Origin of the sequence: Rhizobium rhizogenes NBRC 13257 (assembly GCF_000696095.1) — a bacterium.
GTDB classification, from domain to species: domain Bacteria; phylum Pseudomonadota; class Alphaproteobacteria; order Rhizobiales; family Rhizobiaceae; genus Rhizobium; species Rhizobium rhizogenes.
The window spans coordinates 268,635-294,265 of the sequence record NZ_BAYX01000005.1; the positions used below are offsets into that span (position 1 = coordinate 268,635).

Sequence of the window (25,631 nt, forward strand, 5' to 3'; positions counted from 1 at the left end):
CATCACACCCGAATCATTCCTTTCCCCAATTTCGGCGCCATCGGGCATCTGACCCCAACAAGGATCGTGGCCAATCGTTGCCGCTTATCCTCGATCAATCACTGTCAATTCGGCGAATAGACTGGAGTAGATCATGGCCATTGGAATCACATCGTTCGTTCTGGCGCTTATCGGGCTGGCGCTCGGCGGCGGCGGGCTATGGCTCGTCCTGCTTGGCGGCAGTTTCTTTTATGTCCTTGCTGGCCTGGCACTTCTTGCGACTGCGATATTGCTGTTCCTACGCAAGGCGGCCGCCCTTTGGCTCTATGCGATCTTCGTACTCGCGGCACTTGGCTGGGCGATCTGGGAGGTCGGTTTTGATTGGTGGCAGCTCGGGCCGCGCGGCGGCCTGATCATCCTGATCGGCCTTTGGTTGCTGACGCCGTGGATACGGCGCCCGCTCGGCTTCCGCAGCCTCGACGGCGTGCAATATGCCGCCAGTCCCTGGCCGCTTGGCCTGCCGTTGCTCGTGGCAATCATCGTTGCCGGCTACTCGATGACCACCGATCCGCACGATCTTTCCGGCGATCTTCCGACAGCTGTTGCGGCCAGCGCGCCGATGGGCGGCGATGTGCCGAATGGCGAATGGCATCAATATGGCCGCACGCCTTATGGCCAGCGCTATTCGCCGCTCGACCAGATCAATGTCCAGAATGTCGCCAATCTCCAAGAGGTCTGGCGATATCAGACCGGTGACGTGAAGCGTCCTGATGATATCGGCGAGACGACCTATCAGGTGACACCACTCAAGGTGGGCGATACGCTCTACCTGTGCACGCCGCACAATCTGGCGATCGCTCTCGATGCGGTCAGCGGCAAGGAGAAATGGCGGTTCGACTCCAATTCCGGAATGAACCCGGACCGCCAGCATCAGACATGCCGTGGTGTCACCTACTATCACGATCAGGCAGCCGCCGCCGGTGCACCCTGCGCCGAGCGCGTCTATCTGCCGACCTCCGATGCGCGGTTGATCGCGCTCGACGCGGCCAACGGCAAGGTCTGCACGAGTTTTGCCGATCAGGGTGTGCTCCATCTCGAAACCGGGATGAAATATAACCCTGCCGGCTATTACTACTCAACCTCGCCGCCCGTCGCCGTGGCGGGCAAGATCATCGTCGGCGGGGCGGTCAACGACAATTACTCCACCCAGGAACAATCCGGTGTTATCCGTGCCTTCGATATCAAGACCGGTGCGCTTGTCTGGAACTGGGACTCCGGCAATCCGGATCAGACCACGCCCTTGCCGGTTGGGCAGACATACACTACCAATTCGCCGAACAGCTGGTCGGTATCGAGCGTCGATGAGACGCTGGGCTTGATCTATATCCCGCTCGGCAACCAGGTTCCCGACCAGCTCGGCATGGGCCGCAGCGCCAATGTCGAGCGCTTCTCCTCTTCCGTGGTAGCGCTTGATATCAACACCGGCCAGCTCAAATGGGTGCAGCAGTTCGTACACCACGATCTTTGGGACATGGACGTGCCGGCCCAGCCCGTGCTCTTCGACATGAAGAAATCCGACGGGTCCGTCGTGCCGGCGCTTGTCGCCTCGACCAAGCAGGGCGACATCTATGTGCTTGACCGGCGCACCGGCGAGCCGCTCATTCCGTTCAAGGAGATCCCGGCTCCCGGCGGTGCTATTCCCGAGGATCACACGGCGCCGACGCAACCCATCTCGGACCTAACCTTCTCACCGCCTCCGCTGCAGGAAAAGGACATGTGGGGGGTCTCGCTGTTCGATCAGCTTGCCTGCCGCATCGCCTTCCATCGGTACAAGTATGAGGGCCGCTATACGCCGCCGTCGCTTGAAGGCTCGATCATCTACCCCGGCAATTTCGGGACCTTCAACTGGGGCAGCGTCGCCGTCGATCCCGAGCGCCAGATCATGTTCGGCATGCCGACCTATCTCGCCTTCACCTCGAGGCTCGTCCCCCGCGCGGATATCCCGCCGAGAGGCCAGGATCAGAAAGGCAGCGAACAGGGCCTGAACCGAAACGATGGCGCGCCATACGGGGTCTTTATGGGGCCGTTCCTCGGACCGCTCGGCATCCCCTGCCAGGCGCCGCCATGGGGCTATGTCGCCGGCGCCGATCTCACGACCGGCAAGATCGCCTACAAGCACAAGAACGGCACGGTGCATGACATGACGCCGCTGCCCCTGCCCTTCAAGGTCGGTGTGCCCGGCATCGGCGGCCCGATCGTCACCAAGGGTGGCGTCGCGTTCCTGGGTGCTGCGGTCGACAACTATCTGCGCGCCTATGACGTCACGACCGGGCGGCAGCTCTGGGAAGCCCGCCTGCCGGCGGGCGGCCAGTCGACGCCGATGACCTACACGGCTGGCGACAAGCAATATGTCCTCATGGTGGCTGGTGGCCATGGTTCGGTCGGCACCAAGCCCGGCGACTATGTCATCGCCTATCGGCTGCCTTGAATCGGAAGTGGAGAGCAAACGTCGTTGCTCTCCAGCTGCCACGGCTACGAGCCATTTTTCAGCAATCCACCGCCGTCAATGCGTGCAGATGACTCCCGGCGCTGCCGGCCGAAAAACTTTTCATAATGCAGTATATCTATAGAATTTACGCCCTTATCTTCGGCGCCGACATCCTGCACCCATAAGCCGCTGAAATTAGGAGAGCTCAGATGGATCTAGCGGTGCAACAGACGGATCGAATTCGCCCGGTGGCAGTCCGACTGGCGAGCGAGGAAGAGGCAATCGCGACGGCGCGCGTGCTGGCGAAGCAATTCGCTGAATCTGCCTCCAGCCGCGATATCGACCGGCTGCTGCCGCATGCCGAACTCGACGCGCTCTCGCAATCGGGCCTGCTCTCGATCACCGTTCCCTCCGAATATGGCGGGCTTGATGTCTCCAACGCGGTCCTGGCCGAGGTGACCGCCATTCTCGCTGAGGCCGATGGTTCGATCGGACAGATACCACAGAACCATTTCTACATTCTGGAAGCCTTGCGAAACGACGGCAGCGAAGAGCAGAAGCGGTTCTTCTTTGGCCGGGCATTGGCGGGCGACCGGTTCGGCAATGCGCTGTCGGAAAAGGGCACCAAGACTGTCGGTCACTACAATACGCTCATTACTCGTGAGGGGCTCGGTTATCGGATTAACGGCCGCAAATATTATTCCACCGGCGTCATTTTCGCGGATTGGATCACGGTGTTCGCGCTGGACGATGAGGAGCGACTGACCATGTCCTTCGTGCCACGCGGCACCGAGGGTATCGAGATCGTCGACGATTGGGACGGGTTCGGCCAGCGAACGACCGGAAGCGGCACCACCATCCTCAACAATGTCTATGTGCGGGCGGACGCGGTCGTTTCCCATCAAAAGGGTTTCGAACGCCCTACAACGATCGGCTCCGTCGGGCAGATCATCCATGCCGGTGTCGATCTCGGCATCGCCCGGGCCGCCTTTGCGGAGACGGTCGCGTTCGTGAAGACAAATGCCCGCCCCTGGATGAATAGCGGCGTCGAGCGTGCCTCCGACGATCCACTGACCATCGCGAAGGTCGGGCAGATCGCCATTCGTCTCGAGGCGGCCACGGCTGTCGTCGAACGCGCCGGACGGAAGGTCGATATCGCCCAGATCGACCCAAGCGAAACGAATGTGGTCGCGGCGACGCTTGCTGTTGCGGCGGCCAAGGTGTTGACGACTGAGATCGCGCTGGAGGCGTCGAACACGCTGTTCGAACTGGCCGGTACGTCGTCCGTCCGCGTTGGGCTCAATCTGGACCGCCATTGGCGCAATGCGCGCACCCACACGCTGCACGATCCCGTGCGCTGGAAATATCATGTCGTCGGCAACTATTATCTGAACGACGTGACGCCGCCGAAAAACGGCGCGCTGTAAGATCTCAACGAAAAGGCCCGTTCCGGAAACCGGAATGGGCCTTTCTTCATGCATCTTGGGAGGATGCTGATCAGCTATAAAGGCTGACGGTCGGGATCTTGCCGTTCAAGACGAATTCACCAACTTCCTTGGCCTTGTAGAACACCGGATCGTGCAGCGTGTGCGTGCGGACGTTGCGCCAGAAGCGGTCGAACCGGTAGCTCGACGCGGTGGAGCGAGCGCCGGTCAGCTCAAAGACGCGCGAGGTGATGTCGAGCGAAACATTGGTGGCGTGCACCTTTGCCGCATAGGCTTCCGCCGCCGCTTCACCACGTTCCCGCGCCGTAACATCCTTGCCCCGCGAAAGGGCGGCCTGGACGGCTTCGGCAGCGCTGTCGGCAAGGGCTGCCGAGGCTTTCAATGCAGCGGTGAACTCTCCGACACGCTCAAGAATATAGGGGTCATCGGAAGCCTTCTCGACACCGGACGTAACCCAGGGCCGCGTTGTCGTTCGCACATAGTCGAGCGCGGCTTCGAGCGCACCTTCGGCCGTGCCGAGGTAGAAGTTGACGAAGACGAGCTGGATCAGCGGAGTGTTGAAAGTAGAAAGCACCGGTGGTGGTGCATCCGGTTCGGAGGGCGGCGCGATGAAATCTTCCTCGTAGACCGGGAAATCGCGGAACTCGACGGTGCCGCTGTCGGAGAGCCGTTGGCCGATATTGTCCCAATCGTCATTGGCGACGTAGCCCGGCCGGTTGGTCGGTACGGCGAAGCTGGCGACCTTGCCATCCAGCGCGGCGTTGGCGTTGATGTAGTCGGAGACATGGGCGGCCGTAGAGAAGGATTTGCGGCCGTTGAGTACGTAGGCGCTGCCGCGCCGCGTAAGCTCCAGGCCCGGATCGCGCGGATTGACGGCGGCACCCCAATAGTAGTTCTTTGCCACCGTCTCGGCACCGAGCGCATGGGCGCGTGCGGCATCGTCGAGCGCCCAATAGATATATTGGCTATTGACGAAGTGGTAGCCGAGAAGCTGACCGAGCGAGCTCTCGCCACGCGAGATGATACGCACCAGCTTCAACGCATCGACCCAGTTCAAACCACCACCGCCGATCTGCGGCGCATGCAGCGCGTTGAGGAGGCCGGAGTTCTTGAGCCGAATGATCTCCTTCAGCGGCGGCAACCCTTCGCGATCGAGTTCGGCCGCACGCTTGGCGAAATCGGCGGAAATCTCCGTCGCGGTTGAAAATAGTGCGTCCCGTCCGGTGCCATGGCTGGCGGCGAAGACGACATTGGATTTGCTCATGTCCGAACTCCCGATCCATCGATCGCTTGAAGTGATGATGCGGCGTGCCCCAAAATGGCCCGCCGCATAAGTCCTGTTGCCTGTTCAGAACAGCTTGGCTGGAATCCAGCTTGCCGTTACCGCGTCGCTGGTGCTGAACGCTGGGATCTTGGCTGCCAGATCCTCGATAGTCTTGACGCCGGCTGCACGCAGGCTCTCCTGGGTCAGAAGCGTCGGCTTGACGGTGATCTGGTGCGGAACGTCCTGTTCGGCGATCTGCAGCGCCGCCGCACGGATGGAAACCGCGCCGACGACGGCGGGATTGGTGGCGGCCGTCGCGACCCAGGGGCTTCCCGGCTCGACGATCTCCTGGATATCGGCCGTTGAGACGTCGGCGGAATAGATCTTGATCTTGTCGGAGATGCCAAGGTCGCCGGCTGCGAGTTTCACACCGCGAGCGAATTCGTCATAGGGCGCGAACACCACCTTGATATCCGGATTGGCGGTCAAGACCGCCTTGGCCTGATCGGCGGTGCTGGTGGCGGTCGTGTCGCTGACATTGCCGAAGCGCGCCTTTTCGACGACGCCGGGATTGGCGGCCTTGAACTTGTCCCAGACTTCGTTGCGGCGATCGAGCGGGGCGAAGCCCGCGACATAGACGTAACCGGCGGCAAAGCTCTTGCCGTTGTCCTTCACCACCTGGTCGAGCGCCTGTTGCGCCAGTTCATGGTCGCTCTGCTCGACCTGGGGGATCTTCGGATTGTTGAGATTGACGTCGAAAGCGACGACCTTGATGCCCTTGTCGAGCGCCTGCTGCACGACGTCACCCAGCGATTCCGGCAGACCGTGATCGATGACGATGCCGCTGACGCCGAGATTGACGGCCTGCAGGATCTGCTCGCGCTGTTCGGCTGCGTCCTGGCGACCGGGGAATACGCGAAGATCGATGCCGAGCGCCTTGGCCTGCGCTTCAGCGCCTGCCTGATAGGCCTGGAAGAAATCGCCGGCGGAGATGTAGCTGATCAGCGCCAGCTTGACGCCGCCCTTGTCGAAGGGGGCCGGTGCGCCCGCAATGCCATCGGCATGGGCCGGCTGCAAGAAGACGAATGGAATGACGGCAGCCGACAGTGCGAGCCGTACGAGAGATTTCATCGTCGCGTTCCTTTTAGTCAATCGAGAGCGTCGTCTGATGGGCAACGGGTTCCCGGCGACGCGTCAATCTATTAGAAATAATCTCTATGTTTTTAGTAGAGTAAATGATCTGAATTTTGCCGCTTCCGGAGATTCTTTGTTCCATCTCCGGCTTTGTCCCGGAAATGGCGTGCCTGGAAGTTCGGCGGCGCCCCGGGGCATTATCGGGTGAAACCGGAAAAGACTGCATGCCCCTGCTCCAAGTCGAAAATCTGACGCGCAACTTTGGTTCGACGCGTGCGCTTGCCGATGCGACGCTGTCTATCGAGCGGGGTGAGATCGTCGCCTTGATGGGCGCAAACGGCGCCGGCAAATCGACGCTGGTGAAGATTCTGGCTGGCTCGCTGGCCGCCGACGACGGCAATATCAGGTTCAAGGGGCATAGTTTCGCGCCGGCGACCCCGGCTGAAGCGACCAAAGCCGGAGTCGTCACCGTCCATCAGTCGACCGACCTTGTCGGCGCTCCTGGTTTGACGGTCGCGGACGCATTGCTGCTGCCGCGCTACGCGGATCGCCGGATACCGTTCTTCGTTTCGCGCGCGGGCATCCGCACAGAGGCACAAGCCATATTGGATGTCGCGGGCTTTTCCCTGCCGCTCGATCGGGACTTCGGCGATCTGCCGGCGGCAGACCGGCAATTGGTGGCGGTTGCGCGTGCACTTGCCGATCAGGCGGACTTGCTGATCCTCGACGAACCCACAGCAAGCCTGTCGGGGCAGGAAAGCCGCCGTCTGTTCGATATTCTCCTGCGGTTGAAAAGCCAGGGGCTGGCGATCCTCTATATCTCCCATCGTACGGCAGATCTGGATGCGATCGCGGATCGCGCGCTGGTCATGCGCGGCGGGCGCGTTGTCGGCTCCTTCACGCGCCCGATCGATTTCCCGGCCGCCATCGAGACGATGATCGGCCGCAAGCTGGAGTCGGCACGACCAGGTGCGCGCGATATCGGTGGCAAGCCGGTCTTCGACATGCGCAATGCACGGCTGGTGCCGAACGCCATCCCATTCGATCTCTCGCTTCGCGAAGGGGAAGTCGTCGCCATTACCGGCGTGCTCGGCGCGGGAAAGAGCCGCCTGCTCTCCGCGATCTTCGGCCTCAACCCGCTCGTCGGGGGCGACATGCACTTGGACGGTAAGCCCTATCGGCCGAGAAATCCGGCACAGGCAATTGCCGCCGGTGTCGCCATGGCCGCTGAAGACCGGCACCGCTCTTCGCTGATGCCAGTCGCCTGGCCCGGCAATTCGGTCGCCGCTACCATCAGCCTGCCGCATCTCAGCCGCTGGTACCCGAATGGTTTCCTCTTCGGCAATCGCGAGCGGCAGGAGGCGGAAAAGGCGATCGACCGTTTGCGGATCAAGGCTCCGGGTCCCCTCGCCTCCGTCTGGACGCTCTCGGGCGGCAACCAGCAGAAGGTGGTGCTGGCGCGTTGGGAGCCCGAACAAAGCCGGCTTCTGCTGCTCGACGAACCCTTTCAGGGCGTCGATGTCGGCGCCCGGCATGACATCATCCAAGCCATACGCAGCCGCAGCGATCGCGCCACGCTGATTGCCACCTCGGACCCGGAGGAGGCCTACGAGGTGGCCGACCGCATTCTCGTGATCGACCGGCATAGCCTGAGCCCTGTCGCCAGCGCTACGACCCCAGACACCCTTGAGGACATCCCCGCATGACATCCGTTGACAATGACAGCTTCCCGCAGCCGGCGGAACGGGCCGAGACGGCAGCCGCCGTCAATCCGATAATCGACTGGCTTGCCAACATCAGCGCCGTCCTGCGCTCCGGGGCGGTCTTCATCCTGCTCGCGGCACTTATCATCGGCTTCACGGCCGCCCAGCCCGCCTTCATCAACCTCAACAATCTCATGAGCATCCTGCAAGCGGTCTCCGTCGTCGCCATCCTTGGCGCCGGCGTCACCGTGACGCTTGCCGTCGGCGGGTTCGATCTCTCAATTGGCGCAGTCGCCGCCTCGAGCGTCATGGCCGCAAGCTACGCGATGATTGTCTGGCAACTTGATGTCTACGCCACCGTGCCACTGGTGCTGTCCTTCGGTGCCGCGATCGGCCTGATCAACGCCTTCATCATTGTCCGACTGAGAGTGCCGGACCTGCTGGCGACGCTGTCGATGATGTTCCTGCTCTCCGGCCTGCAGCTGATCCCGACCGCCGGACGCTCGATCTCCTCCGGGCTGATCTTGCCCAACGGTTCCAAGGCCGCCGGCAGCTATGATCCAAGCTTCCTGCTGATCGGCCGCTATAGCCTGTTCGGCGTCGTGCCGGTTTCCGTCGTGCTGATGATCCTGGTTGCCCTGGTCCTCTTCGTGCTGACCGAGCGGACCCGTATCGGCCGCCTGCTTTTCGCCACCGGCGGCAACGAGGTGGCGACGCGGCTGGCGGGTGCCTCCACGACGCGGCTGAAGACGCTGGCCTATGTTATATCCGGCACGCTCGCCTCGCTCGGCGGTATCGTCATTGCCGCGCGTGTTGGCCGCGGCGATGTCTCCTCCGGCGGTTCGCTGCTGATGGATGCTGTCGCCGCCTCGCTGATCGGCTTTGCTGTGTTGGGCCTGCGCCGGCCAAACGTGCTCGGCACGCTCGTCGGGGCAGTCTTCGTCGGCGTGTTGCTCAACGGACTGACCATGCTGAACGCCCCCTATTACACCCAGGATTTTGTCAAGGGCGCCGTGCTCGTCGGAGCGCTCGCCCTGACCTACGGCCTCGGCCGCGCCAATCCCTGACATCCCGCCCTACCTCCGACCCCACAAGGAGCAGAAAATGAGCCGCGAAATCAGGCTGAACGCCTTTGACATGAACTGTGTCGGTCACCAGTCCCCCGGCCTCTGGCGGCATCCGCGCGATCAGTCGTGGAAGTACAAGGATCTGGATTACTGGGTCCACCTCGCCAAGACGCTGGAGCGCGGCAAGTTCGACGGCCTGTTCATCGCTGACGTGCTCGGGGTCTACGACGTGCTGAATGGCAATGTCGATGCAGCTCTTCGCCATTCGGCGCAGGTGCCGGTCAACGATCCGCTGCAGCTCATTCCCACCATGGCCTATGTCACAGAGCATCTCGGCTTCGGGCTGACGGCATCGCTCTCTTTCGAGCATCCCTATACTTTCGCCCGCCGCATCTCGACGCTCGACCATCTGACCAAAGGCCGCGTCGGCTGGAATATCGTCACCTCCTATTTGAACAGCGGCGCGCTGAATGTCGGCCAGGCGGCGCAAACGAAGCATGACGATCGCTACGACCTTGCCGAGGAATATCTCGAGGTCTGCTACAAGCTCTGGGAAGGAAGCTGGGAGGACGATGCCGTGGTGCGCGACCGCGAGGCTGGTATCTTCACCCATCCGGAAAAGGTTCATCCGATCCATCATGTCGGCAGGCAATTCACCGTGCCGGGCATTCATCTGAGCGAGCCGTCGCCGCAGCGCACGCCTGTCCTCTACCAGGCCGGTGCCTCAAGCCGCGGCAAGGATTTCGCCGGCGCACATGCCGAATGCATCTTCGTTGCCGCACCGTCGAAGCCAGTGTTGAAGCGCTACGTCGCCAATGTCCGCGAGGCGGCGGAACGGGTAGGCCGCAATCCGCGCGAAATCCTCGCCTTTAACCTACAGACCGTCATCCTCGGCGAGACGGATGCGGAGGCAAAAAAGAAGTTCGACGAATATCGCAAATATGTCTCCTATGAAGGCGCGCAGACGCTGATTTCCGGCTGGACAGGCATCGATTTCGGCCAGTTCGCGCCCGACGAACCGCTGAGGCACCGCTATACCAACGCCGTGCAATCAGCCGTCGAAACCTTCACCACCATCGATCCTGACAAGGTCTGGACCGTGCGCGAAATGGCGGACTGGGTTGGTATCGGTGGCTTCGGCCCGGTCTTCGTCGGCTCGCCGGAAACGGTCGCTGATCTTCTGCAGGAATGGGTCGAGGATACAGATGTGGATGGCTTCAACCTCGCCTATGCCGTGACGCCGGAAAGCTTTGAGGATGCCGTCAACCTGCTCGTGCCGGAGCTGCAGAAGCGCGGCGTCTACAAGACCGACTATCGCCAGGGAACGCTGCGGGAAAAGCTGGGCGGCAAGGGGCCACGGCTGCAGGCGCCGCATCCGGGCGCCTGCTATCGGAACTTGAACGAGGAGCGGATCGCAAGGGCCGTGGCGAGATAGCGGCGCAACCGCACCGCTATCTCTTGGCCTACCCAACCGCATGGCGGATGGTCTTCGAAATGCGCAGCAGGAAGGCGGGCCTCGACGAGGCGACGAGCTTCCACGACAGCACTGCTTTCGCCATGCGCCGGGGAAGGACGCCGACGGACAGAAACCACGCCGCGAGCACCGCGCGGCGGCGTAGGGATGCATTCATTTCCATACTGGCCACGGCGCCGGCGGTGCCGAGGGTAAATCTGGAATCGCTGGTCATCGGATGCTTCGAGCTATCCATGCAGAGCGACGCCAGACGCTCTTCCAGATGGACGGGATCATGGAGGTTGACGTCCTGCGGCACTGTCAGGCCGACTTCGGCGGCCTGATCGGACAAGGCGTCCATACGGTGAAAATCATGCTCCATGCGCCAGCGTGCGCGTTGGCCGAGCTTCTCCGCGAAGACCGAATGATTGGCGCCATGAATGCGGTAGGCGCCGAGACAGGTCTCGATCGACGTTACCTTTCCATGGAGAGGCGCCACCGTGACGAGATAACCATCGGCGCCCTGTCGGAAATCTGTTTCCGGAACCGGCATGACCGCTTCCAAAACCGTGCGCTTGAAAGCGAGGCCGCTGGTGACGGTGGTCTGGTAACGTCCTCTCTGCAACAGTTTCGAGGTGACGTCGCCGGAATCGAACGGCAGCTCGGAAGGCGGAAAGATATCTTTGACCTGTTGGTCCTCGTCGACGAGGTGCAATCGGAATTGCACCTGGACTGTGTCGTCTTCCCAAGCATTGACGATTTCGGACACCGCATTCGGGTAGAGATAATCGTCGGCGTCAAGAAAGAGGACGATCTCACCGCTACTTGCGGCAAAACCGGTATTGAACGCGCCGCCGTGCCCGCCATTGGCTTCTTTCAGGCACGCCTTGATGCTTGATCCGTAGGAAGCAATGACCTCGGCGGAGTTATCGGTAGAGGCATCGTCGACGACGATGACCTCCACATTGTCGTAGTCCTGCTCCAACGCGCTGCCGACAGCGCGGCGAAGGAAGCGTGCGTAATTGTAGTTCGAGATGATGATGGAAACGGAAGCACGGTCTGGGATGGAGTGCATCGCATTGAACCTCGCAATTCTGCTTTGGTCGCGGCGAACCTTCTCATTCAGGTCCTTGGAAAAACCCGTTTCGGGAAGCACAGCTCCTCAACATGGAGAAGCTGTTGTCACGGACGTGCTGCCCGACGGGTGGCGAAGACGAAGTCTGAACTTGTCTGTACTGTTGCCAGACTTGGCAGCTTTGTGGCTTTTGAATGGCAATGGCCTCAAAACGCCATGAATGGACACCGATCAACCGGGCGTCGGGCTCAGGCGTAGCGTTTTTCGTCTTTGCCGGATGCAGTCGAGCCCGCGCCTGACCAGCCTAGCTCCGGCGCAATCCGCGTGACGAAGTCATGGAGGATCTGGCGGTATTGCTCGTGCTCGAACTCATAAGGCAGTTCCAGCCGCAGCTCGCTGACCTTGGGTAAGACAGGATCGGCGAAAAGCTGCTCCAAGATTTCCTCCGAGGTACCGATGATATCTCGGGCAAACAGGGTGCGCCGCTCGCCTTGTGGCGTCAGCGTCCGCTCATGGCGGCCGGCGGCATAGTCCTGATACCGGCGACGGGTGGCGGCATCGGCACTGTCGAACGGCACGATGACGCGCCCTAGCGCGACACGACCCCGGCTTCCGGCGGCGGCACGATAAGTCTCGATCAACCGGGACTGAGCAACGAGGAAGTCGTCGGTTCCCTCGCCTGTGATCACATTGCCGGTCAATAGGTTGAAGCCGTTGCGCCCGGCCCATTCGGCCGAGCGCTGCGATCCACCGCCATACCAGATCCGATCGATCAGCCCCTTGGCATAGGGCTGCAGGCGCGGCCGGATCGGGCCGAAGGGCGTCTTGATGAAGGTCTGCTCGTCGCCGAGAGGCGCGCCGCGCAGATTGTCGGCAAAGCGCAAGACGCGATCATGGGAGAAATCATTGCTCTCCCAGTCACCGTCGAAGACCAGCGGCGCGATTAGGTCGGCATGCAGCGGCCGGCCGGCGCTGACGCCAATGTTCAACCGCCCGCGCGACAGGACATCGACGGTGGCGAGGTCCTCGGCCAGCCGGTAAGGGCTTTCATAGCCGATCGGGATCACCGCCGTGCCCAGCTGGATGCGGCTGGTTCGCTGGGTTGCAGCCGCTAGGAAGGCACTACCCGACGAAATGCCGGGCTCCAGATGCCGCTGCCGGACCCAGGCGCTGTCAAAGCCCAGCTCCTCGCCATATCGCAGTTGCTGCAGCGTCTGTTCCAATCCCGCCAGCGGATCGTCGTCGGGATAGTTTCCAGGGGTCAGGAAGCCGATATGGTTGATTGAGATCTTGCGGCCGCTCATGTCATCACTCCCATTTACGCGTTCTGGCGATCAATATTTCGGCAGGCCGGGCGGATTGGTTTCCGACTTCGGGAGGGCTTCCTCCGCCAGATGCCATTGGTCGAGGACCTTGCCGTAGGTGCCGTTGGCGATCAGGTCGTTGGTGGCGACGGTCAAGGCGTCGGCCAGGCCACTCCCCTTGCGCGTGGTCACAGCGACATCGGAACGATCCGGCCAGCCGGCGCTCAGTGTGCCGACGCTCCTGATGTTCTTGTCGCGCGCGGCGATGTAGACGAGCTGCGCATGCGGCTGGACGATCACATCGGCGCGACCGGACGCCAGTGCCAGCAAGCTCGCAGCATCGTCGTCATAATATTGCAGCTCCAGCGGCTTCAGCCCTGCGGCGACATTCTCTTTGCTCCATTCTAGCAGGATGCGTTCCTGATTGGTGCCGGCACCGACGATGAACTTGAGGCCCGCCGCATCCTTCGGCTCCTTGATCGAGCCGATCTTGCTGTCCGACTTGACGTAAATGCCGTGCAGGCCCTGGCGATAGGTGGAGAAATCGAATTTCTCCTTGCGCTGCTCGGTGACGCCGACATTGGAGATCACGGCATCATATTTGCCTGAGGTGAGGCCTAGCGGCCAATCGATCCAGGCAACCGGCACCAGTTCCAGCTTCAGCCCGAGGCTGTCGGCGATGACAGTGGCGATGTCCGGATCGGCACCAACCACGGTCCTGGCGTCTGTCGCGTAGGTGGCAAGCGGCGGGCCGCCTGGCGCGACGGCAACCGTGAGCGTGCCGGGCGTCACGAACGTGAAACCTTTCGGGATGGCGGCGATGGCTTTTTCGTCCCGCTCGACATGAATGCGGCCCGGCTGCTCCGGGCTCAGGTCGAAACTCAGATCATCGGCGCGGGCCGTGCCGAAAGACGTCAGCGCCGTCATCATCAAAACGAATGAACATGCCCGGATGGCCGGTATGCCTGTCATAATAGTCTCCATATTCTATCTTCATGAAGGCCGGCTCACGCTTTCGCGGAGCCGGCCGTCTGTCACTTCCGAACTGATTACGAACCGCTCTTCGGCAGGCCGGGCGGATTGGTTCGCGACTTGTCGATGGCCTCTGAAGTGAGGCTCCAGCGCTTCAGCACCTCACCGTATTTGCCGTCCTTGATCAGGTCGTTGAGCGCGATGGTGACCGCATCCGCAAGACCAGCGCCCTTGCGCGTCGTGACCGCGATCTCGGCCGTCAGCGGCCAGCCGCCGCTGAGAGTACCGACCAGCTTGGTGTTGCCCTTGATGGAGGCGCTATAGGCGAGCGTGGCGTTCGGGTTGAACTCGACGTCGGCGCGGCCCGACTGGATCGCCAGATCGGCGGCGGCGCGGTCGTCGTAATACTGCACCTCGACCGGCTTCAGGCCAGCAGCGACATTCTCGCGGTCCCACTCCAGGATGATCTTCTCCTGGTTCGTGCCGGCGCCGGTAATGACCTTGAGGCCGGCGACATCCTTCGGCTCCTTGATCGCGGTGATCTTGCTGTCGGCCTTGACGTAGAAGCCGAGCACATCCTTGCGATAGGTGGAGAAATCGAACTTCTGCTTGCGCTCCTCGGTGACGGTCACATTGCTGACGACGGCATCATATTTGCCGGAGGAGACACCCAGCGGCCAATCCTCCCAGGCAACTGATACAAGGTCCAGCTGCAGGCCGAGCGAATCCGCGAGCAGCTGTGCGATCTCGGGATCGGTACCGACCACCGTCTTGGCGTCGGTGGCATAGGTTGCGACCGGCGGATCCCAGGGGTTGATCGCCACCGTGAACTTGCCAGGGTTGACGAATTTGAAGTCCGGCGCGATCGCCTTGATCGCAGCTTCGTCTTTTTCGGCACGAATCCGATTTGACGTATCAGGGCTGAGATTGAACTTTTCCGCTGCATAGGCGGAGCTGAGCCCGAACACGGCCACGGCAATCACGCCGGCCACCAGGGATGTCGTTTTCTTGAAGACAGTCATGTAGCTTACCTTCTTTTCATTCTAGGGTTGTGGTTGCGCATGCTTTCTTCCTTTCGCGAAGTGGGGCCGGTTTTCGCTAGAGAACTTTTGCCAGGAACTCGCGCGTGCGCGGATGTTCGGCGTCATTGAAGATTCTGGATGGTGGGCCGACCTCGAGAATGTGGCCGCCTTCGATGAAGACCACCGTGTCAGCAACCTCGCGGGCAAAACCGACCTCATGGGTGACGATGACGAGCGTCGTGCCGGTACGGGCGAGTTCCTTGATGACGTCGAGCACTTCGCCGACCAGTTCCGGATCGAGCGCCGAGGTCGGTTCGTCGAAGAGCAGCACCTTGGGGCGCAGCGCCAGTGCGCGGGCGATGGCGACACGCTGTTGCTGGCCGCCGGACAATTGGCGCGGATAGGCGTTGATCTTGTCGCTGAGACCGACGCGGGCGAGCAGTTCCTGCGCCAGTTGCACGGCTTCCTCGCGGCTGATACCGCGCACCTGGATTGGAGCCTCGATGAGGTTTTCCAGCACCGTCAGATGCGGGAAGAGATTGAAGCTCTGAAAGACCATGCCGATATCGGCGCGGCTTTTGAGAATGTCCTTCTCCTTCAGCTCATAGAGCGTGTCGCCCTTCTGCCGATAGCCGATAAAATCGCCGTCGATCGAGATGAAGCCGCTGTCGACTCGCTCCAGATGATTGATGGCGCGCAGCAAGGTCGACTTGCCGGAGCCGGAGGGGCCGAGGATGGCGGTGACGCTGCCGGACGGAAGATTGAGTTCGACATTGTCGAGCACCTTCAGAGCGCCGAAACTCTTCGAAATGCCGTGAATACGCACGGCACCGCCGGACGCCCTGAGGCTTGCTACATCGCTGAAGCCGGTTTTGCGCACGACATCTGTCGTTGCCCCAAGCAATGGCAGAGGGCGCCGGAAGCTGGTGAAGAAGGCCTGGAACGGGAGCGGCGTCGGGTTGCGCACGGCACCCTTGGAGAAATAGCGCTCGATATAGTACTGCGCGATCGACAGCACCGTCATGATGATCAGATACCAGACGGTCGCTACCATCAGCAGCGGGATGACTTCGAGGTTGCGGCGATAAATGACCTGGACCGTATAGAACAGTTCCGGCAGTGCGAGCACGTAGACCATGGACGTGCTCTTCGCTAGTCCGATGATCTCGTTGAAGCCGGTCGGCAGGATCGAGCGCATGGCCTGCGGCAAGACGATACGGAAGGCCTGGCGGCGGCGCGACAGGCCAAGGGCGGACGCCGCCTCCAACTGCCCCTGATCGACCGAGAGGATGCCACCACGCACGATCTCGGCAAAGAAGGCCGACTGATTGAGCGTCAGTCCCAGAAAGGCGGCGGCGAAGGGCGTCAACAGCTGCACTGTCGGATAGTCGATAAAGACCGTGTCCGTGAAGGGGATGCCGATCTTGATGGTCTCGTAGAGATAGCCGAGATTGTTCAGCACCAGCAACAGCACGATCATCGGGATCGAGCGCAACAGCCAGATATAGCCCCAGGAGAGACCAGACAGCAGCGGCGACTTGGAAACGCGGGCAAGCGCCAGCGCCGTACCGAGGATCGAGCCGGAAATGGCGGCCAGTACGGTCAGAAGCAGCGTTCTGCCGAGGCCGACGAGAACGGGTTCGGCGAAGAACCATTCGGCAAAGACGCCCCAACCCCAGCGCGGATTGGTGAAGGTGGAATAGAGTACGGCGGCGATGACGACAGCGGCGAAAACGGTGCCCGCCAGCCGGGCGGGATGACGCGCCGGCACGATCCGGTAGCGGGAATGATCCTGCTTTTGATCGGCGATCCGGCTACCGGGATCGATCCCGGCGAAATCTGTCGTCAGTGCCATGATATTTCCCTTTTATGGATTATCGGTCTGTTGCCGCTTTCACCTGTTGCCACCGGCCACCCGCAGCTCCGGCTCAATCAGATGGCTGACATCCTTTTCGAAGGGCAGCGTCTTGTGGATTTCCGGATCGACGGTCTGATCGAACAGCGCGGTGTAGCCGTAGCCAAGGTAGAGACCGACGGCCTCCGGCTGGCGAAAGCCGGTGGTGAGATAGATGCGGGAATAGCCCTGGCGGGCCGCCTGTGATTCCAGCTCGACAAGAACCTTGCGTGCCAACCCCTGCCGGCGCAGATCGTGACGGGTCCAGATGCGCTTGAATTCGGCAGTGCGCTCGTCGTAGCGCTTGAACGCACCGCCGCCGATGGTTTCGCCGTCGCGGATGAGAAGCAGGAAATTGCCGTCCGGTGGTGCAAAATACTCGGGCGGATAGCGATTGAGTTCGGCCGCCGCGCCCTCGGCACTGAAATAGTTGCCGTAGCGGCTGTCATATTCGTGGATCAGCTCGTCGATCAGCGGCTTGGCGCGCGGGTCGAGAGGGGTCGTGTAGAGAAAGCTGTCACTCATCTCATCAGCCGTCCTGTTGTGGTCACTATGAAAGAAAGGTCTCGACCAGCCGCACCCAGTAGCGGGCGGCGGGCGCTATGATCGTGTCGTCGAAATTGTAGTGGGCGCTGTGCAGAGGAGCGCTGTCGCCGTTACCGACGAAGAGGTAGCTGCCCGGTTGCTCCAGCAGCATGAAGGCGAAATCCTCGCTTGCGGTACGCGGCCGGAAATCCTTGGCGACCTGCGCCTCACCGAAGGCCTCCAGTGCGACCGCGCGAGCGAAATCCGTCTTATCTCGATGGTTGATGAGGGCCGGAAAGCCGAGGCGATAATGCACGTCCGCCTGTGCGCCAAAGCTTTCGGCCTGGGCGCGGGCGAGTGCGGGAATACGCTGTTGCAATTGCTGGCGAACCGTCTCGCTGAAGGCGCGCATGGTCAGCTTCAGCTCGACGCTTTCCGGGATGACGTTCGAGGCGGAGCCGGCATGGATCGAACCGACGGTGGCGACCGCCATATCCTGGGGATCGACATTGCGCGACACGACGCTTTGCAACGCCGTGATGAAGGAAGCCGACGCCAAGATCGGATCGACCGACTTGTGCGGTTCGGCCCCATGGCCGCCCTTGCCGATAATGCGGATCACCGCCTGGTCGACCGAGGCCATAGCCGGGCCGGCGACGAAACCGAATTGCCCTGTGGGTACGCCCGGCCAATTGTGCAGGCCGAAGACTGCATCGACCGGAAACCGTTCGAAAAGCCCGTCGGCGATCATCTTCCGAGCACCGGCACCGATCTCTTCGGCCGGCTGGAAGATCAGCGTTAGCACGCCGGAGAAACGGCAGGTCTCGGCGAGATAGCGCGCCGCAGCCAGCAGGATCGACGTATGCCCGTCATGGCCGCAGGCATGCATGACACCGGGGTTGTCGCTGGCATAGGGAAGATCCGTCGCCTCCTCGATCGGCAGGGCGTCCATATCCGCCCGGATACCGATGCGCTTTTCGCCGTCGCCGCCCCGAAGGGTAGCGACGACGCCGGTGCCGCCGACACCAGTCGTCACCTCATAACCCCAGGAGGAAAGGAGAGAGGCGACGATCTTGCTGGTCCGTAGTTCCTGGAAGGCAAGCTCCGGATAGCGGTGCAGATCATGGCGAAGCTCGATGATCTCGTCGATGAAGGAGGCGATCCCCTTTTCGATGTCGTCCGCCGGTCGATGATGCTGGGAAATGACGTTCATGGCTTGATCGTCCGCGCCTCAGGCACGGATCGCCCTTCCCTGTTCGGCTTCGTCCTTCGCGCCCGCATAGCGGCTTTCGCGATAGGGCAGCCCGAGATGATCTCGCAGCGTCGAGCCCTTCAGTACCGGGTCGAAGTAATCGCGTTCGGTGAGGATCGGCAGGACATGCTTGGCGAAGTCGTCAAAGCCTTCGGCGATCACGGGGAAGCCGAGGATGAAGCCATCGGCGGCATCCTGATCCACCCAGCGGATGATCTCATCGGCAATATGCTCCGCCGTGCCGATGAAGGCCGTGCGCGGCGTTGCGGAATCGAGTGCGACCTGGCGCAGCGTCAGTCCCTTCTCCCGCGCGGTCTTCTTGATGCGATCAGTAGTGGCGCGGAAATTATTGCGGCCGATATCGCCAAGATCGGGGAACGGCTCATCCAGCGGATAGGCGCTGAAATCGTGATGATCGAAGAAGCGACCGAGATAGAGCAGCGCCTCCTCGATGGTGACGAGATTGCGGATCGCCTGATATTTCGCTTCCGCCTCCTCCTTCGTCGCGCCGACGATCGGCCCGATCCCCGGATAGATGCCGACTTCCGCCGCACTGCGGCCCTGTGCGATCACGCTGTCCTTGAGCTGGCGATAGAAGACCTGCGCATCCTCGATCGGCCCGCCATTGGTGAAGACAGCGTCGGCATGCTTGCCGGCAAGCCGGATGCCCGAATCCGAGGCCCCCGCCTGGAAGACGACCGGCTGGCCCTGTTTGGAGCGGCCGATATTCAGCGGCCCTTCGATGCGGAAGAAGCGGCCCTTATGATCGAGGCGATGCATCTTGGTCTTGTCGGCATAAACGCCGGTCTCGCGGTCGCGGACAAAGGCGTCATCATCCCAGGAGTCCCAGAGCCCCTTGATCGCGTCGATATATTCCTCGGCGATCTCGTAGCGCAGTTCGTGCTCGGGATGCTCGCGGCTGTAGTTGCGGCCGGACCCTTCAAGCGGCGACGTCACCGCATTCCAGCCGGCCCTGCCGCCGCTGATCAGGTCGATCGAGGCAAATTGCCGGGCGACGGTGAAGGGATCGCTGTAGGAGGTCGACAGCGTGCCGACCAACCCGATCTTCGAGGTCGAGGCGGCCAGCGCCGACAGGATCGTGATCGGTTCGAAGCGATTGAGGAAATGCGGGATCGATTGCTCATTGATATAGAGGCCGTCGGCAACGAAGGCGAAGGCGATGCCCGCCTCCTCCGCCTTGCGCGCCGTCTTGACGAAGAAGTCGAAATTGATGCTGGCGTCGGCCGGTCCGCTCGGATGCTTCCAGGCGTTCATATGGCCGCCGGGACCCTGCAGCATGATGCCGAATGTGACGTGTTTCTGAGCCATGGGATCAGTCCTTTTCAAAGCGAATGTCAGGCGGCGAGCGATAGCCGCTCCTTGGCGAGCAGCTCGATAGAGGCAAGACGCTCGGCGGCCGGTAGCGCCGGGGTGTCGAGAATGAATTCCTTGACGCCGTAGCGGCGGTGAAGCTCGTCAAGCTCCTTGCGGATCTGTTGAGCCGTGCCGTGCAGCACGCTCGGCACCTTCTCTTCGGTTCTGTAGTCGCTGACGCCGGCCTGGCGGGCGAATTCGGCCGCCTGCTCCTCGTTGCCGACATTGACGGTCTGGCCGTTCGGAAGGAAAAGCTTGACGATGCGCAGATCGCCGACACGCTCGCGCGCCTGCTCCTCGCTCTCAGCGGCAAAGGCCGCCAGCGCCAGGATCGGGCTCTTGCCACCGCTTGCCTTCTCATAGGCTTCAAAGGTCTTACGCAGGTTCTCAGGGTCCCCGTTCAGATGGCCGGCGAAGACCAGCTCCCAGCCCTTCGCTGCCGCCAGTTCGGCACTTTCAACGGAAGCGCCCAGCAAAAAGCGATCGGGCGCAATCGAGGGAAGCGGCGTGGCGATGGCGGCATTCGCCTGGGGTTCCGCCGAAAGATAGGTGTTGATGTCGGTAAGCTGGTCGGCAAAGCTCGGTTTGCGCTGGGGATCGACCGCTATCTGCAAAGCTCGCGTCGAGAGTGGAAAACCGCCCGGCGCCTTGCCGACGCCGAGGTCGACGCGGCCGGGGGCCAGCGACGACAGGAGATTGAAGGTCTCCGCCACCTTGTAAGCGCTGTAATGCTGCAGCATCACGCCACCGGAGCCGATGCGGATTTTCGATGTTTTGGCAAGCAGATAGGCAATCAGTGCCTCGGGCGCGGAACTCGCCAGGTTCGCCATATTATGATGCTCGGCCACCCAGAAACGGTGATAGCCAAGCTCCTCAGCGCGGATGGCCAGCTTGGCGGTTGCCCGCAGCGCATCCGTGGCATTCTTACCGGCTTCGATGGGGCTTTTGTCGAGAAGGCTCAAGAGATAGGACATGTGGGGTCATCCGATTATCGCACCGGTGCCGCGGCACCGCTTCAATAGTCTATAAAATACGTAGACTGCATATATTATAAGAAACGACGTTCTCTTCGCGCGGCCAAGTGAGGAAATAAGTTGCAAAGCATGCATGCACGCTCGGCGTGAGCATCTCGCTCAGAAGTCGCCAATCGGCGGCATGCTCGATCCGTGTTGGATTGCCAGCAAAAGCGTATCCCGGTTCCGCGATGTCCTGTGCCGAAATGACGCGAAACTCTCTTGATCCCCGGAAGGATTCGGGTGAACTAGGCAGTGGAAGATATTCGATAGCCGAGGACACATGAACGACAACGTCATCAAGTTTCGAAAGCCGAAACCGCCGCCCAAGGCACCGCGTCCCGGGCTGCGCAAACTGCTCGTCGTCATTGTCGTGCTTGCGGTGTTTGCCGCCGCCTGGGGATATTTTCAGATCGTTGGTACGCCGGCCCGGTAAGGCTGAGGATAAATCCGATGAGCGTTCGCCCACCGCAATCTCTCAGGCAGTTTCATTCAACCGATAGCGGTTTCAACGTTCTCGAATATGAACTCATGGCCGAGCGCGCCAGTTCCCTTGGGCGCCACGGGCTAAAGGTGGAAACCGCGCTGGCGGAATTGCAGGCATGGAGCGCGGCACGTCACAGTGCAACAGAGCGCGAAAGCCTTGTGAACAAAGCTGCCGATGCCGTCTGGTCCTTTTTCATCCAGCGTGAAATCTGCGGGCTGAAAAATGGTCGTGATCTTATCCAACGTTACGCGATCCCCAGCGAGGTGCTCGCGAGGGTCGGCGTGGTGCGTCGACAGGAGTGAGGTGCTGCCGTGTCAAATAGGGATCAAACGGGCGAGAAATCGCTCATCGTACCGGTAAAGGATTTGGGCAGTGGCGCCGCGTAGGAGCTGCGTTTGCTGGTTGTAAGGCCCAGCGAGACCAGCGCCTCGGCCTGCTTGACCGCCGCCGCGACGCCGTCGATCACGGGCACACCGTATATTTCCTGCAGCTCGCGGGTAAGGTCGGCCATGCCGGCACAGCCGAGCACGATCGCCTCCGCCCCGTCTTCGTCAAGCGCTCGCTCGATCTCGGCCCGCAATTTGCCGATTGCTTCTGGCGCGCCATCCTCGAGCTCCAGTACCGCGATATCGGAGGCCCTGACCTTCGCCCGTCCACCCATGCCATAGTGTCGGACGAGATTGTCGATCAGCACGCGGGAGCGCTCCAGCGTCGTGACGATCGTAAAGCGCTGCGCCAGGAAACCGGCCGTCACGACGGCGGATTCGCAGAGCCCAAGAACCGGCACATCCGAAAAGGCACGCGCCGCCTCGAGGCCGGTATCGTCGAAACAGGAAATGATCGCCGCGTCGTAACCCGACGCGCGTTGTTCCTTGAGTTCGCTGAGCAAGCCAGGAACGGCAAGAGCCCCGTCATAATATCCCTCGATGGAAGGCGGTCCCATGCGCGATGTCGCGGCGATGATCTCCGTGCCGGTTGCAGCGACAGCGCGTGCGGCGACGGCCGCCTTTTCCGTCATCGACGTGGTGGTGTTTGGATTGATCAGCAATAAGCGCATGTTCTCAGCTTTTCTTGGCCTGCCGGCGACCGAGCATGGTCATGATACCGAGCGCGACGAGAATGATAGTGAAGGAGAAGAGTGTCGTCACCGTTCCCAGCGCATAGAGCACAGGCGTGGTGACGTTGGTCGTCATTCCGTAGATTTCCAGGGGAAGCGTGTTGTAGGTGCCTGAGGTCATCAGGGTGCGCGCGAATTCGTCATAAGACAGCGTAAAGCCGAACAGGCCGACACCGATCAGGCTCGGCGCGATCATCGGCAGCACGACGTGGCGAAAGGTCTGCCACGAACTCGCGCCCAGATCGCGCGCTGCCTCCTCGTAAGCCGGTGAGAAACGGTTGAAGACGGCGAACATGATCAGCACGCCGAAGGGCAGCGTCCAGGTCAGATGCGCGCCGAAGGCCGAGGAATACCAGGCCGGAGGCAAGCCACCTTGTTGGAAGACGACGCCGATGCCGAGGGAAATGATGATGGACGGCACTACGAGACTGGCGACAGTCGCGTAAAACAGCAGCGACGATCCGCGGAAGCGGCGGCGAAAGGCCAGGCCCGCCAGCAGCGAGACGACGACGGTAACGACCATGACCATCAGGCCCAGGATAAAGGACCGCTGGAACGAGGCGCCGAAATCGCCGACTGCCTGTTTCTCGAACAGGTTGGCGAACCAATGCAAGGAGACGCCATTCAACGGGAAGGTCAGGCCGCCGTCAGGCCCCTGGAAGGAGAGGATGACGATCGCTGAAAGCGGGCCATAGAGAAACAGCACGAAGACAATGAAAAAGATCGCCAGAACGTAGAATTCGAAGGTGCGCTTTTCGTGGTTCATCTCAAAGCTCCTTACGGATATCGACGACGCGCAGGATGGCCGCGACCATCATAAGGACGACGATCAGGAGCACGACGGCATTGGCGGCCGCTGCCGGATATTGCAGCAGCGACATCTGGTTTTTCATCATCAGCGCGATGGAGGCGCTCTGGCCGCCGGACATGACCTGCACGGTGGAGAAATCCGCCATGACCAGGGTAACGACAAAGATCGAGCCAATCGCCATGCCGGGCTTGGCAAGCGGGATCACTACATTCCACAGAACCTGCCAGCCGTTGGCGCCGGCATCGCGCGCCGCTTCGAACAGTGAGCGGTCGATACGCATCAGCGTATTGAAGATCGGCGTCACCATGAACAGCGTATAGAGATGCACCATCGCCAGAACGACGGCGAAATCGGAGTAGAGCAGCCATTCGATCGGTTTTGGAATGAGCCCTATCTCAATCAGCGTCGAATTGACGAGACCGTTGCGTCCGAGCACCGGGATCCAGGAGATCATGCGGATGATGTTCGATGTCATGAACGGCACGGTGCAGACGAGAAAGAGAATCATCTGCGTCGACGTGCGGCGAATATGGAAGGCGAGGAAATAGGCGACCCAGAAGCCGATGAACAGGGTCAGAGACCAAACAATGACAGTGAATTTCAATGTGTTGAGATAGGTTTTCCAGGTAACCCATGAACCCAGCGTGTCGGTATAGTTCGTGGTCAGGAAGGCGGGATAGAGGCTGGCGAAATCATAGTCCCAGAAGCTGACGACACCGATCATCGCGATCGGCAGAAGGAAAAAGAAGCCGAGGATCAGAAACAGCGGCGCCGCCTGGAGATAGGAAACGAGCCCCAGGGGCACGCGAAAGCTGCGCCTTGGTTTTGCTGTTGCCTGGTCCGTTTCTGATGAAGCGATCGTCGCCATGGTCCGGTTTCTCCGTTAGCGGCTTCCTCCCCCCGCCTGCGCGGGGAGAGGATTTGATGGGCAGAGGCGATACCGATTAGGCAGCGATGAACTCGTTCCAGCGACGGACCATGTAGCGGTCTTCGTCCATCACCGAGTTCCAGCAAGCGACCGCACCCATACGGGCTTCGAAGGAGCCACCGTCGCGAACGGCGCCGGCCTTCTCCATGACCTTGCCTTCCGGAGACAGGATATCGCCCTGCGCCGGCTTGCCTTCGATCCAGTAGCCCCATTCGTCGGCCGACATGAAGCCCTTGGCGGTTTCCATGCAGGCGGAATAGTAGCCCTGGCGGTTGAGATAGCCGCCGACCCAGCCGGAGGTGTACCAGTTGATATATTCATAGGCGGCGTCGAGTTCTGCGCCCTTGAGGTGCGCGGCGAGCCCGAGACCACCGCCCCAGGCGCGATAGCCTTCCTTGAGCGGCTGGAAGGTGCAGGCGATGCCCTTCGAGCGGACGGCGGCAACGGCCGGCGACCACATCGACTGGATGACGACTTCGCCCGACGCCATCAGGTTGACGCTTTCGTCGAAGGACTTCCAGAAGGCGCGGAACTGGCCCTCGCCCTTGGTCTTGATCAGGAAGTCGATCGTCTTGTCGATTTCCGCCTTCGTCATGTTGCCCTTGTTGGCATATTTGATCTTGCCTGCGGCTTCCATGATCATCGCGGCATCCATGATGCCGATCGACGGGATGTTGAGGATCGCAGTCTTGCCCTTGAAGGCCGGATCGAGAATGTCGGCCCAGCTGGTGATCGGGCGACCGGTAAGATCGGGACGAATGCCGAGCGTGTCGGCATTGTAGATGGTCGGAACCATCGTCATCCACTGCGTCGGCTCCTTGGCGAATTTCTTCGAACCCTGCGCTTCGACGAAGCCGACCGTATGCGGCGCCGTTCCCTGGGCAATGACGCTGTCGGACTTCAGCTTGCCGTTGATGAACAGCGGCACGATCTTGTCGTAATATTTCAGCTTCTTGACGTCCATCGGCTGCAGCACGCCGGCCGGGAACACCTTCTTGGCGATCCAGTATTCGATGTCGGCGATGTCGTAGCTGTTCGGCTGGGTGACGGCGCGCTGGGCGGCGGCGTCGGAATCGGTCGCCGTCATCTCCAGCGTGATGCCGAGATCGGCCTTGCACTTCTCGGCGATGGCATTGATGTTCGAAACGCCGGTGCCGAACTGGCGGAGCGTGATCTTCGTCTGCGCCCAAACGGTCGGAAAGCCGGTGATCAGGCCGGAGCCGGCGATGGCGCCGGCTGCTGCTGCGCCGGTCTTCAGCAGCGAGCGGCGGGAGATGCCCTTTGCTGCCTTGGTTGTCTTCTTCTCAGTCGTCATGTCAGTTCC

General features: G+C 61.3%; 22 protein-coding genes. 7 read left to right on the top strand and 15 right to left on the bottom strand.

Annotated features, from left to right (window positions below; genetic code table 11):
• Window positions 1-133: 133 nt before the first annotated feature.
• On the top strand, window positions 134-2,467 hold the full coding sequence (locus tag RRH01S_RS13205; RefSeq protein ID WP_042472044.1) for a glucose/quinate/shikimate family membrane-bound PQQ-dependent dehydrogenase: 2,334 nt from the start codon (window positions 134-136) through the stop codon (window positions 2,465-2,467).
• A gap of 209 nt (window positions 2,468-2,676) precedes the next feature.
• Window positions 2,677-3,894, top strand: coding sequence for an SfnB family sulfur acquisition oxidoreductase (locus tag RRH01S_RS13210; protein WP_012650392.1), 1,218 nt, complete (start codon window positions 2,677-2,679; stop codon window positions 3,892-3,894).
• 70 nt (window positions 3,895-3,964) lie between these two features.
• Here the strand turns inward: RRH01S_RS13210 and RRH01S_RS13215 are convergent, their stop codons facing one another.
• The gene (locus tag RRH01S_RS13215) at window positions 3,965-5,176 is read right to left on the bottom strand and encodes an acyl-CoA dehydrogenase family protein (protein ID WP_012650393.1); all 1,212 of its coding nucleotides are present in this window, start codon (window positions 5,174-5,176) and stop codon (window positions 3,965-3,967) included.
• A gap of 84 nt (window positions 5,177-5,260) precedes the next feature.
• Entirely contained in the window at window positions 5,261-6,307 is a 1,047-nt protein-coding gene (locus RRH01S_RS13220) for a substrate-binding domain-containing protein (protein ID WP_012650394.1), read from the bottom strand.
• 227 nt (window positions 6,308-6,534) lie between these two features.
• On the opposite strand from RRH01S_RS13220, the gene RRH01S_RS13225 reads away from it, so the two are divergent.
• The 3 genes from RRH01S_RS13225 to RRH01S_RS13235 are packed head-to-tail and all read left to right on the top strand — an operon-like array spanning window position 6,535 to window position 10,515.
• A complete protein-coding gene (locus RRH01S_RS13225) occupies window positions 6,535-8,016 on the top strand; it encodes a sugar ABC transporter ATP-binding protein (RefSeq protein ID WP_012650395.1) in 1,482 nt (493 codons plus the stop codon).
• Window positions 8,013-9,080, top strand: a complete 1,068-nt coding sequence (locus RRH01S_RS13230; protein WP_012650396.1) for an ABC transporter permease — start codon at window positions 8,013-8,015, stop codon at window positions 9,078-9,080. Before RRH01S_RS13225 ends, RRH01S_RS13230 begins: the two co-directional genes overlap by 4 nt.
• 37 nt (window positions 9,081-9,117) lie before the next feature.
• Complete coding sequence (locus RRH01S_RS13235) at window positions 9,118-10,515, top strand: LLM class flavin-dependent oxidoreductase (RefSeq protein WP_012650397.1); 1,398 nt, start codon at window positions 9,118-9,120, stop codon at window positions 10,513-10,515.
• 28 nt (window positions 10,516-10,543) lie between these two features.
• Here the strand turns inward: RRH01S_RS13235 and RRH01S_RS13240 are convergent, their stop codons facing one another.
• The 9 genes from RRH01S_RS13240 to RRH01S_RS13285 all read right to left on the bottom strand — a co-directional run bounded on the left by RRH01S_RS13240 (window position 10,544) and on the right by RRH01S_RS13285 (window position 20,925).
• Window positions 10,544-11,608 (bottom strand): glycosyltransferase family 2 protein, encoded by a 1,065-nt coding sequence (locus tag RRH01S_RS13240; RefSeq protein ID WP_012650398.1) that lies wholly within the window; start codon window positions 11,606-11,608, stop codon window positions 10,544-10,546.
• Window positions 11,609-11,856: 248 nt separating this feature from the next.
• Window positions 11,857-12,912, bottom strand: a complete 1,056-nt coding sequence (locus tag RRH01S_RS13245; protein ID WP_012650399.1) for an LLM class flavin-dependent oxidoreductase — start codon at window positions 12,910-12,912, stop codon at window positions 11,857-11,859.
• A 30-nt stretch (window positions 12,913-12,942) separates the two neighbouring features.
• Window positions 12,943-13,884 (bottom strand): ABC transporter substrate-binding protein, encoded by a 942-nt coding sequence (locus tag RRH01S_RS13250; protein ID WP_034516375.1) that lies wholly within the window; start codon window positions 13,882-13,884, stop codon window positions 12,943-12,945.
• 77 nt (window positions 13,885-13,961) lie between these two features.
• Window positions 13,962-14,906 carry an ABC transporter substrate-binding protein gene (locus RRH01S_RS13255; protein ID WP_012650401.1) on the bottom strand — a complete coding sequence of 315 codons (945 nt, stop codon included), beginning with the start codon at window positions 14,904-14,906 and terminating at the stop codon, window positions 13,962-13,964.
• A gap of 76 nt (window positions 14,907-14,982) precedes the next feature.
• Window positions 14,983-16,761: an amino acid ABC transporter permease/ATP-binding protein gene (locus RRH01S_RS35140; protein ID WP_012650402.1), complete on the bottom strand. Its 1,779-nt coding sequence runs from the start codon at window positions 16,759-16,761 to the stop codon at window positions 14,983-14,985.
• Between the two features lie 39 nt (window positions 16,762-16,800).
• Window positions 16,801-17,325, bottom strand: coding sequence for a GNAT family N-acetyltransferase (locus RRH01S_RS13270; RefSeq protein ID WP_012650403.1), 525 nt, complete (start codon window positions 17,323-17,325; stop codon window positions 16,801-16,803).
• Window positions 17,326-17,350: 25 nt separating this feature from the next.
• The gene (locus tag RRH01S_RS13275) at window positions 17,351-18,538 is read right to left on the bottom strand and encodes a M20 aminoacylase family protein (protein ID WP_012650404.1); all 1,188 of its coding nucleotides are present in this window, start codon (window positions 18,536-18,538) and stop codon (window positions 17,351-17,353) included.
• A gap of 18 nt (window positions 18,539-18,556) precedes the next feature.
• On the bottom strand, window positions 18,557-19,906 hold the full coding sequence (locus RRH01S_RS13280; protein ID WP_012650405.1) for an LLM class flavin-dependent oxidoreductase: 1,350 nt from the start codon (window positions 19,904-19,906) through the stop codon (window positions 18,557-18,559).
• 26 nt (window positions 19,907-19,932) lie between these two features.
• On the bottom strand, window positions 19,933-20,925 hold the full coding sequence (locus RRH01S_RS13285; RefSeq protein WP_012650406.1) for an MsnO8 family LLM class oxidoreductase: 993 nt from the start codon (window positions 20,923-20,925) through the stop codon (window positions 19,933-19,935).
• 322 nt (window positions 20,926-21,247) lie between these two features.
• On the opposite strand from RRH01S_RS13285, the gene RRH01S_RS34410 reads away from it, so the two are divergent.
• Window positions 21,248-21,400, top strand: coding sequence for a hypothetical protein (locus RRH01S_RS34410; protein ID WP_007698087.1), 153 nt, complete (start codon window positions 21,248-21,250; stop codon window positions 21,398-21,400).
• Window positions 21,401-21,417: 17 nt separating this feature from the next.
• Window positions 21,418-21,753, top strand: a complete 336-nt coding sequence (locus RRH01S_RS13290; RefSeq protein WP_012650407.1) for a DUF6665 family protein — start codon at window positions 21,418-21,420, stop codon at window positions 21,751-21,753.
• Window positions 21,754-21,776: 23 nt separating this feature from the next.
• Here the strand turns inward: RRH01S_RS13290 and RRH01S_RS13295 are convergent, their stop codons facing one another.
• The 4 genes from RRH01S_RS13295 to RRH01S_RS13310 all read right to left on the bottom strand — a co-directional run bounded on the left by RRH01S_RS13295 (window position 21,777) and on the right by RRH01S_RS13310 (window position 25,622).
• Window positions 21,777-22,508: an aspartate/glutamate racemase family protein gene (locus RRH01S_RS13295; RefSeq protein ID WP_012650408.1), complete on the bottom strand. Its 732-nt coding sequence runs from the start codon at window positions 22,506-22,508 to the stop codon at window positions 21,777-21,779.
• A 4-nt stretch (window positions 22,509-22,512) separates the two neighbouring features.
• Window positions 22,513-23,334 carry an ABC transporter permease gene (locus RRH01S_RS13300; RefSeq protein ID WP_007698060.1) on the bottom strand — a complete coding sequence of 274 codons (822 nt, stop codon included), beginning with the start codon at window positions 23,332-23,334 and terminating at the stop codon, window positions 22,513-22,515.
• 1 nt (window position 23,335) lies between these two features.
• A complete protein-coding gene (locus RRH01S_RS13305; protein ID WP_012650409.1) occupies window positions 23,336-24,247 on the bottom strand; it encodes an ABC transporter permease in 912 nt (303 codons plus the stop codon).
• Between the two features lie 76 nt (window positions 24,248-24,323).
• Window positions 24,324-25,622, bottom strand: coding sequence for an ABC transporter substrate-binding protein (locus RRH01S_RS13310; protein WP_007698046.1), 1,299 nt, complete (start codon window positions 25,620-25,622; stop codon window positions 24,324-24,326).
• Window positions 25,623-25,631: the final 9 nt, after the last annotated feature.

What these genes read in the sequence shown, in the direction of transcription:
- RRH01S_RS34410 (WP_007698087.1), top strand. Translation starts at nt 21,248, where the DNA reads ATGAACGACAACGTCATCAAGTTTCGAAAGCCGAAACCGCCGCCCAAG.
- RRH01S_RS13295 (WP_012650408.1), bottom strand. Translation starts at nt 22,508, where the DNA reads ATGCGCTTATTGCTGATCAATCCAAACACCACCACGTCGATGACGGAA.
- RRH01S_RS13205 (WP_042472044.1), top strand. Translation starts at nt 134, where the DNA reads ATGGCCATTGGAATCACATCGTTCGTTCTGGCGCTTATCGGGCTGGCG.
- RRH01S_RS13290 (WP_012650407.1), top strand. Translation starts at nt 21,418, where the DNA reads ATGAGCGTTCGCCCACCGCAATCTCTCAGGCAGTTTCATTCAACCGAT.
- RRH01S_RS35140 (WP_012650402.1), bottom strand. Translation starts at nt 16,761, where the DNA reads ATGGCACTGACGACAGATTTCGCCGGGATCGATCCCGGTAGCCGGATC.
- RRH01S_RS13210 (WP_012650392.1), top strand. Translation starts at nt 2,677, where the DNA reads ATGGATCTAGCGGTGCAACAGACGGATCGAATTCGCCCGGTGGCAGTC.
- RRH01S_RS13250 (WP_034516375.1), bottom strand. Translation starts at nt 13,884, where the DNA reads ATGACAGGCATACCGGCCATCCGGGCATGTTCATTCGTTTTGATGATG.
- RRH01S_RS13270 (WP_012650403.1), bottom strand. Translation starts at nt 17,325, where the DNA reads ATGAGTGACAGCTTTCTCTACACGACCCCTCTCGACCCGCGCGCCAAG.
- RRH01S_RS13225 (WP_012650395.1), top strand. Translation starts at nt 6,535, where the DNA reads ATGCCCCTGCTCCAAGTCGAAAATCTGACGCGCAACTTTGGTTCGACG.
- RRH01S_RS13300 (WP_007698060.1), bottom strand. Translation starts at nt 23,334, where the DNA reads ATGAACCACGAAAAGCGCACCTTCGAATTCTACGTTCTGGCGATCTTT.
- RRH01S_RS13245 (WP_012650399.1), bottom strand. Translation starts at nt 12,912, where the DNA reads ATGAGCGGCCGCAAGATCTCAATCAACCATATCGGCTTCCTGACCCCT.
- RRH01S_RS13275 (WP_012650404.1), bottom strand. Translation starts at nt 18,538, where the DNA reads ATGAACGTCATTTCCCAGCATCATCGACCGGCGGACGACATCGAAAAG.
- RRH01S_RS13215 (WP_012650393.1), bottom strand. Translation starts at nt 5,176, where the DNA reads ATGAGCAAATCCAATGTCGTCTTCGCCGCCAGCCATGGCACCGGACGG.
- RRH01S_RS13280 (WP_012650405.1), bottom strand. Translation starts at nt 19,906, where the DNA reads ATGGCTCAGAAACACGTCACATTCGGCATCATGCTGCAGGGTCCCGGC.
- RRH01S_RS13285 (WP_012650406.1), bottom strand. Translation starts at nt 20,925, where the DNA reads ATGTCCTATCTCTTGAGCCTTCTCGACAAAAGCCCCATCGAAGCCGGT.
- RRH01S_RS13310 (WP_007698046.1), bottom strand. Translation starts at nt 25,622, where the DNA reads ATGACGACTGAGAAGAAGACAACCAAGGCAGCAAAGGGCATCTCCCGC.
- RRH01S_RS13235 (WP_012650397.1), top strand. Translation starts at nt 9,118, where the DNA reads ATGAGCCGCGAAATCAGGCTGAACGCCTTTGACATGAACTGTGTCGGT.
- RRH01S_RS13305 (WP_012650409.1), bottom strand. Translation starts at nt 24,247, where the DNA reads ATGGCGACGATCGCTTCATCAGAAACGGACCAGGCAACAGCAAAACCA.
- RRH01S_RS13230 (WP_012650396.1), top strand. Translation starts at nt 8,013, where the DNA reads ATGACATCCGTTGACAATGACAGCTTCCCGCAGCCGGCGGAACGGGCC.
- RRH01S_RS13255 (WP_012650401.1), bottom strand. Translation starts at nt 14,906, where the DNA reads ATGACTGTCTTCAAGAAAACGACATCCCTGGTGGCCGGCGTGATTGCC.
- RRH01S_RS13220 (WP_012650394.1), bottom strand. Translation starts at nt 6,307, where the DNA reads ATGAAATCTCTCGTACGGCTCGCACTGTCGGCTGCCGTCATTCCATTC.
- RRH01S_RS13240 (WP_012650398.1), bottom strand. Translation starts at nt 11,608, where the DNA reads ATGCACTCCATCCCAGACCGTGCTTCCGTTTCCATCATCATCTCGAAC.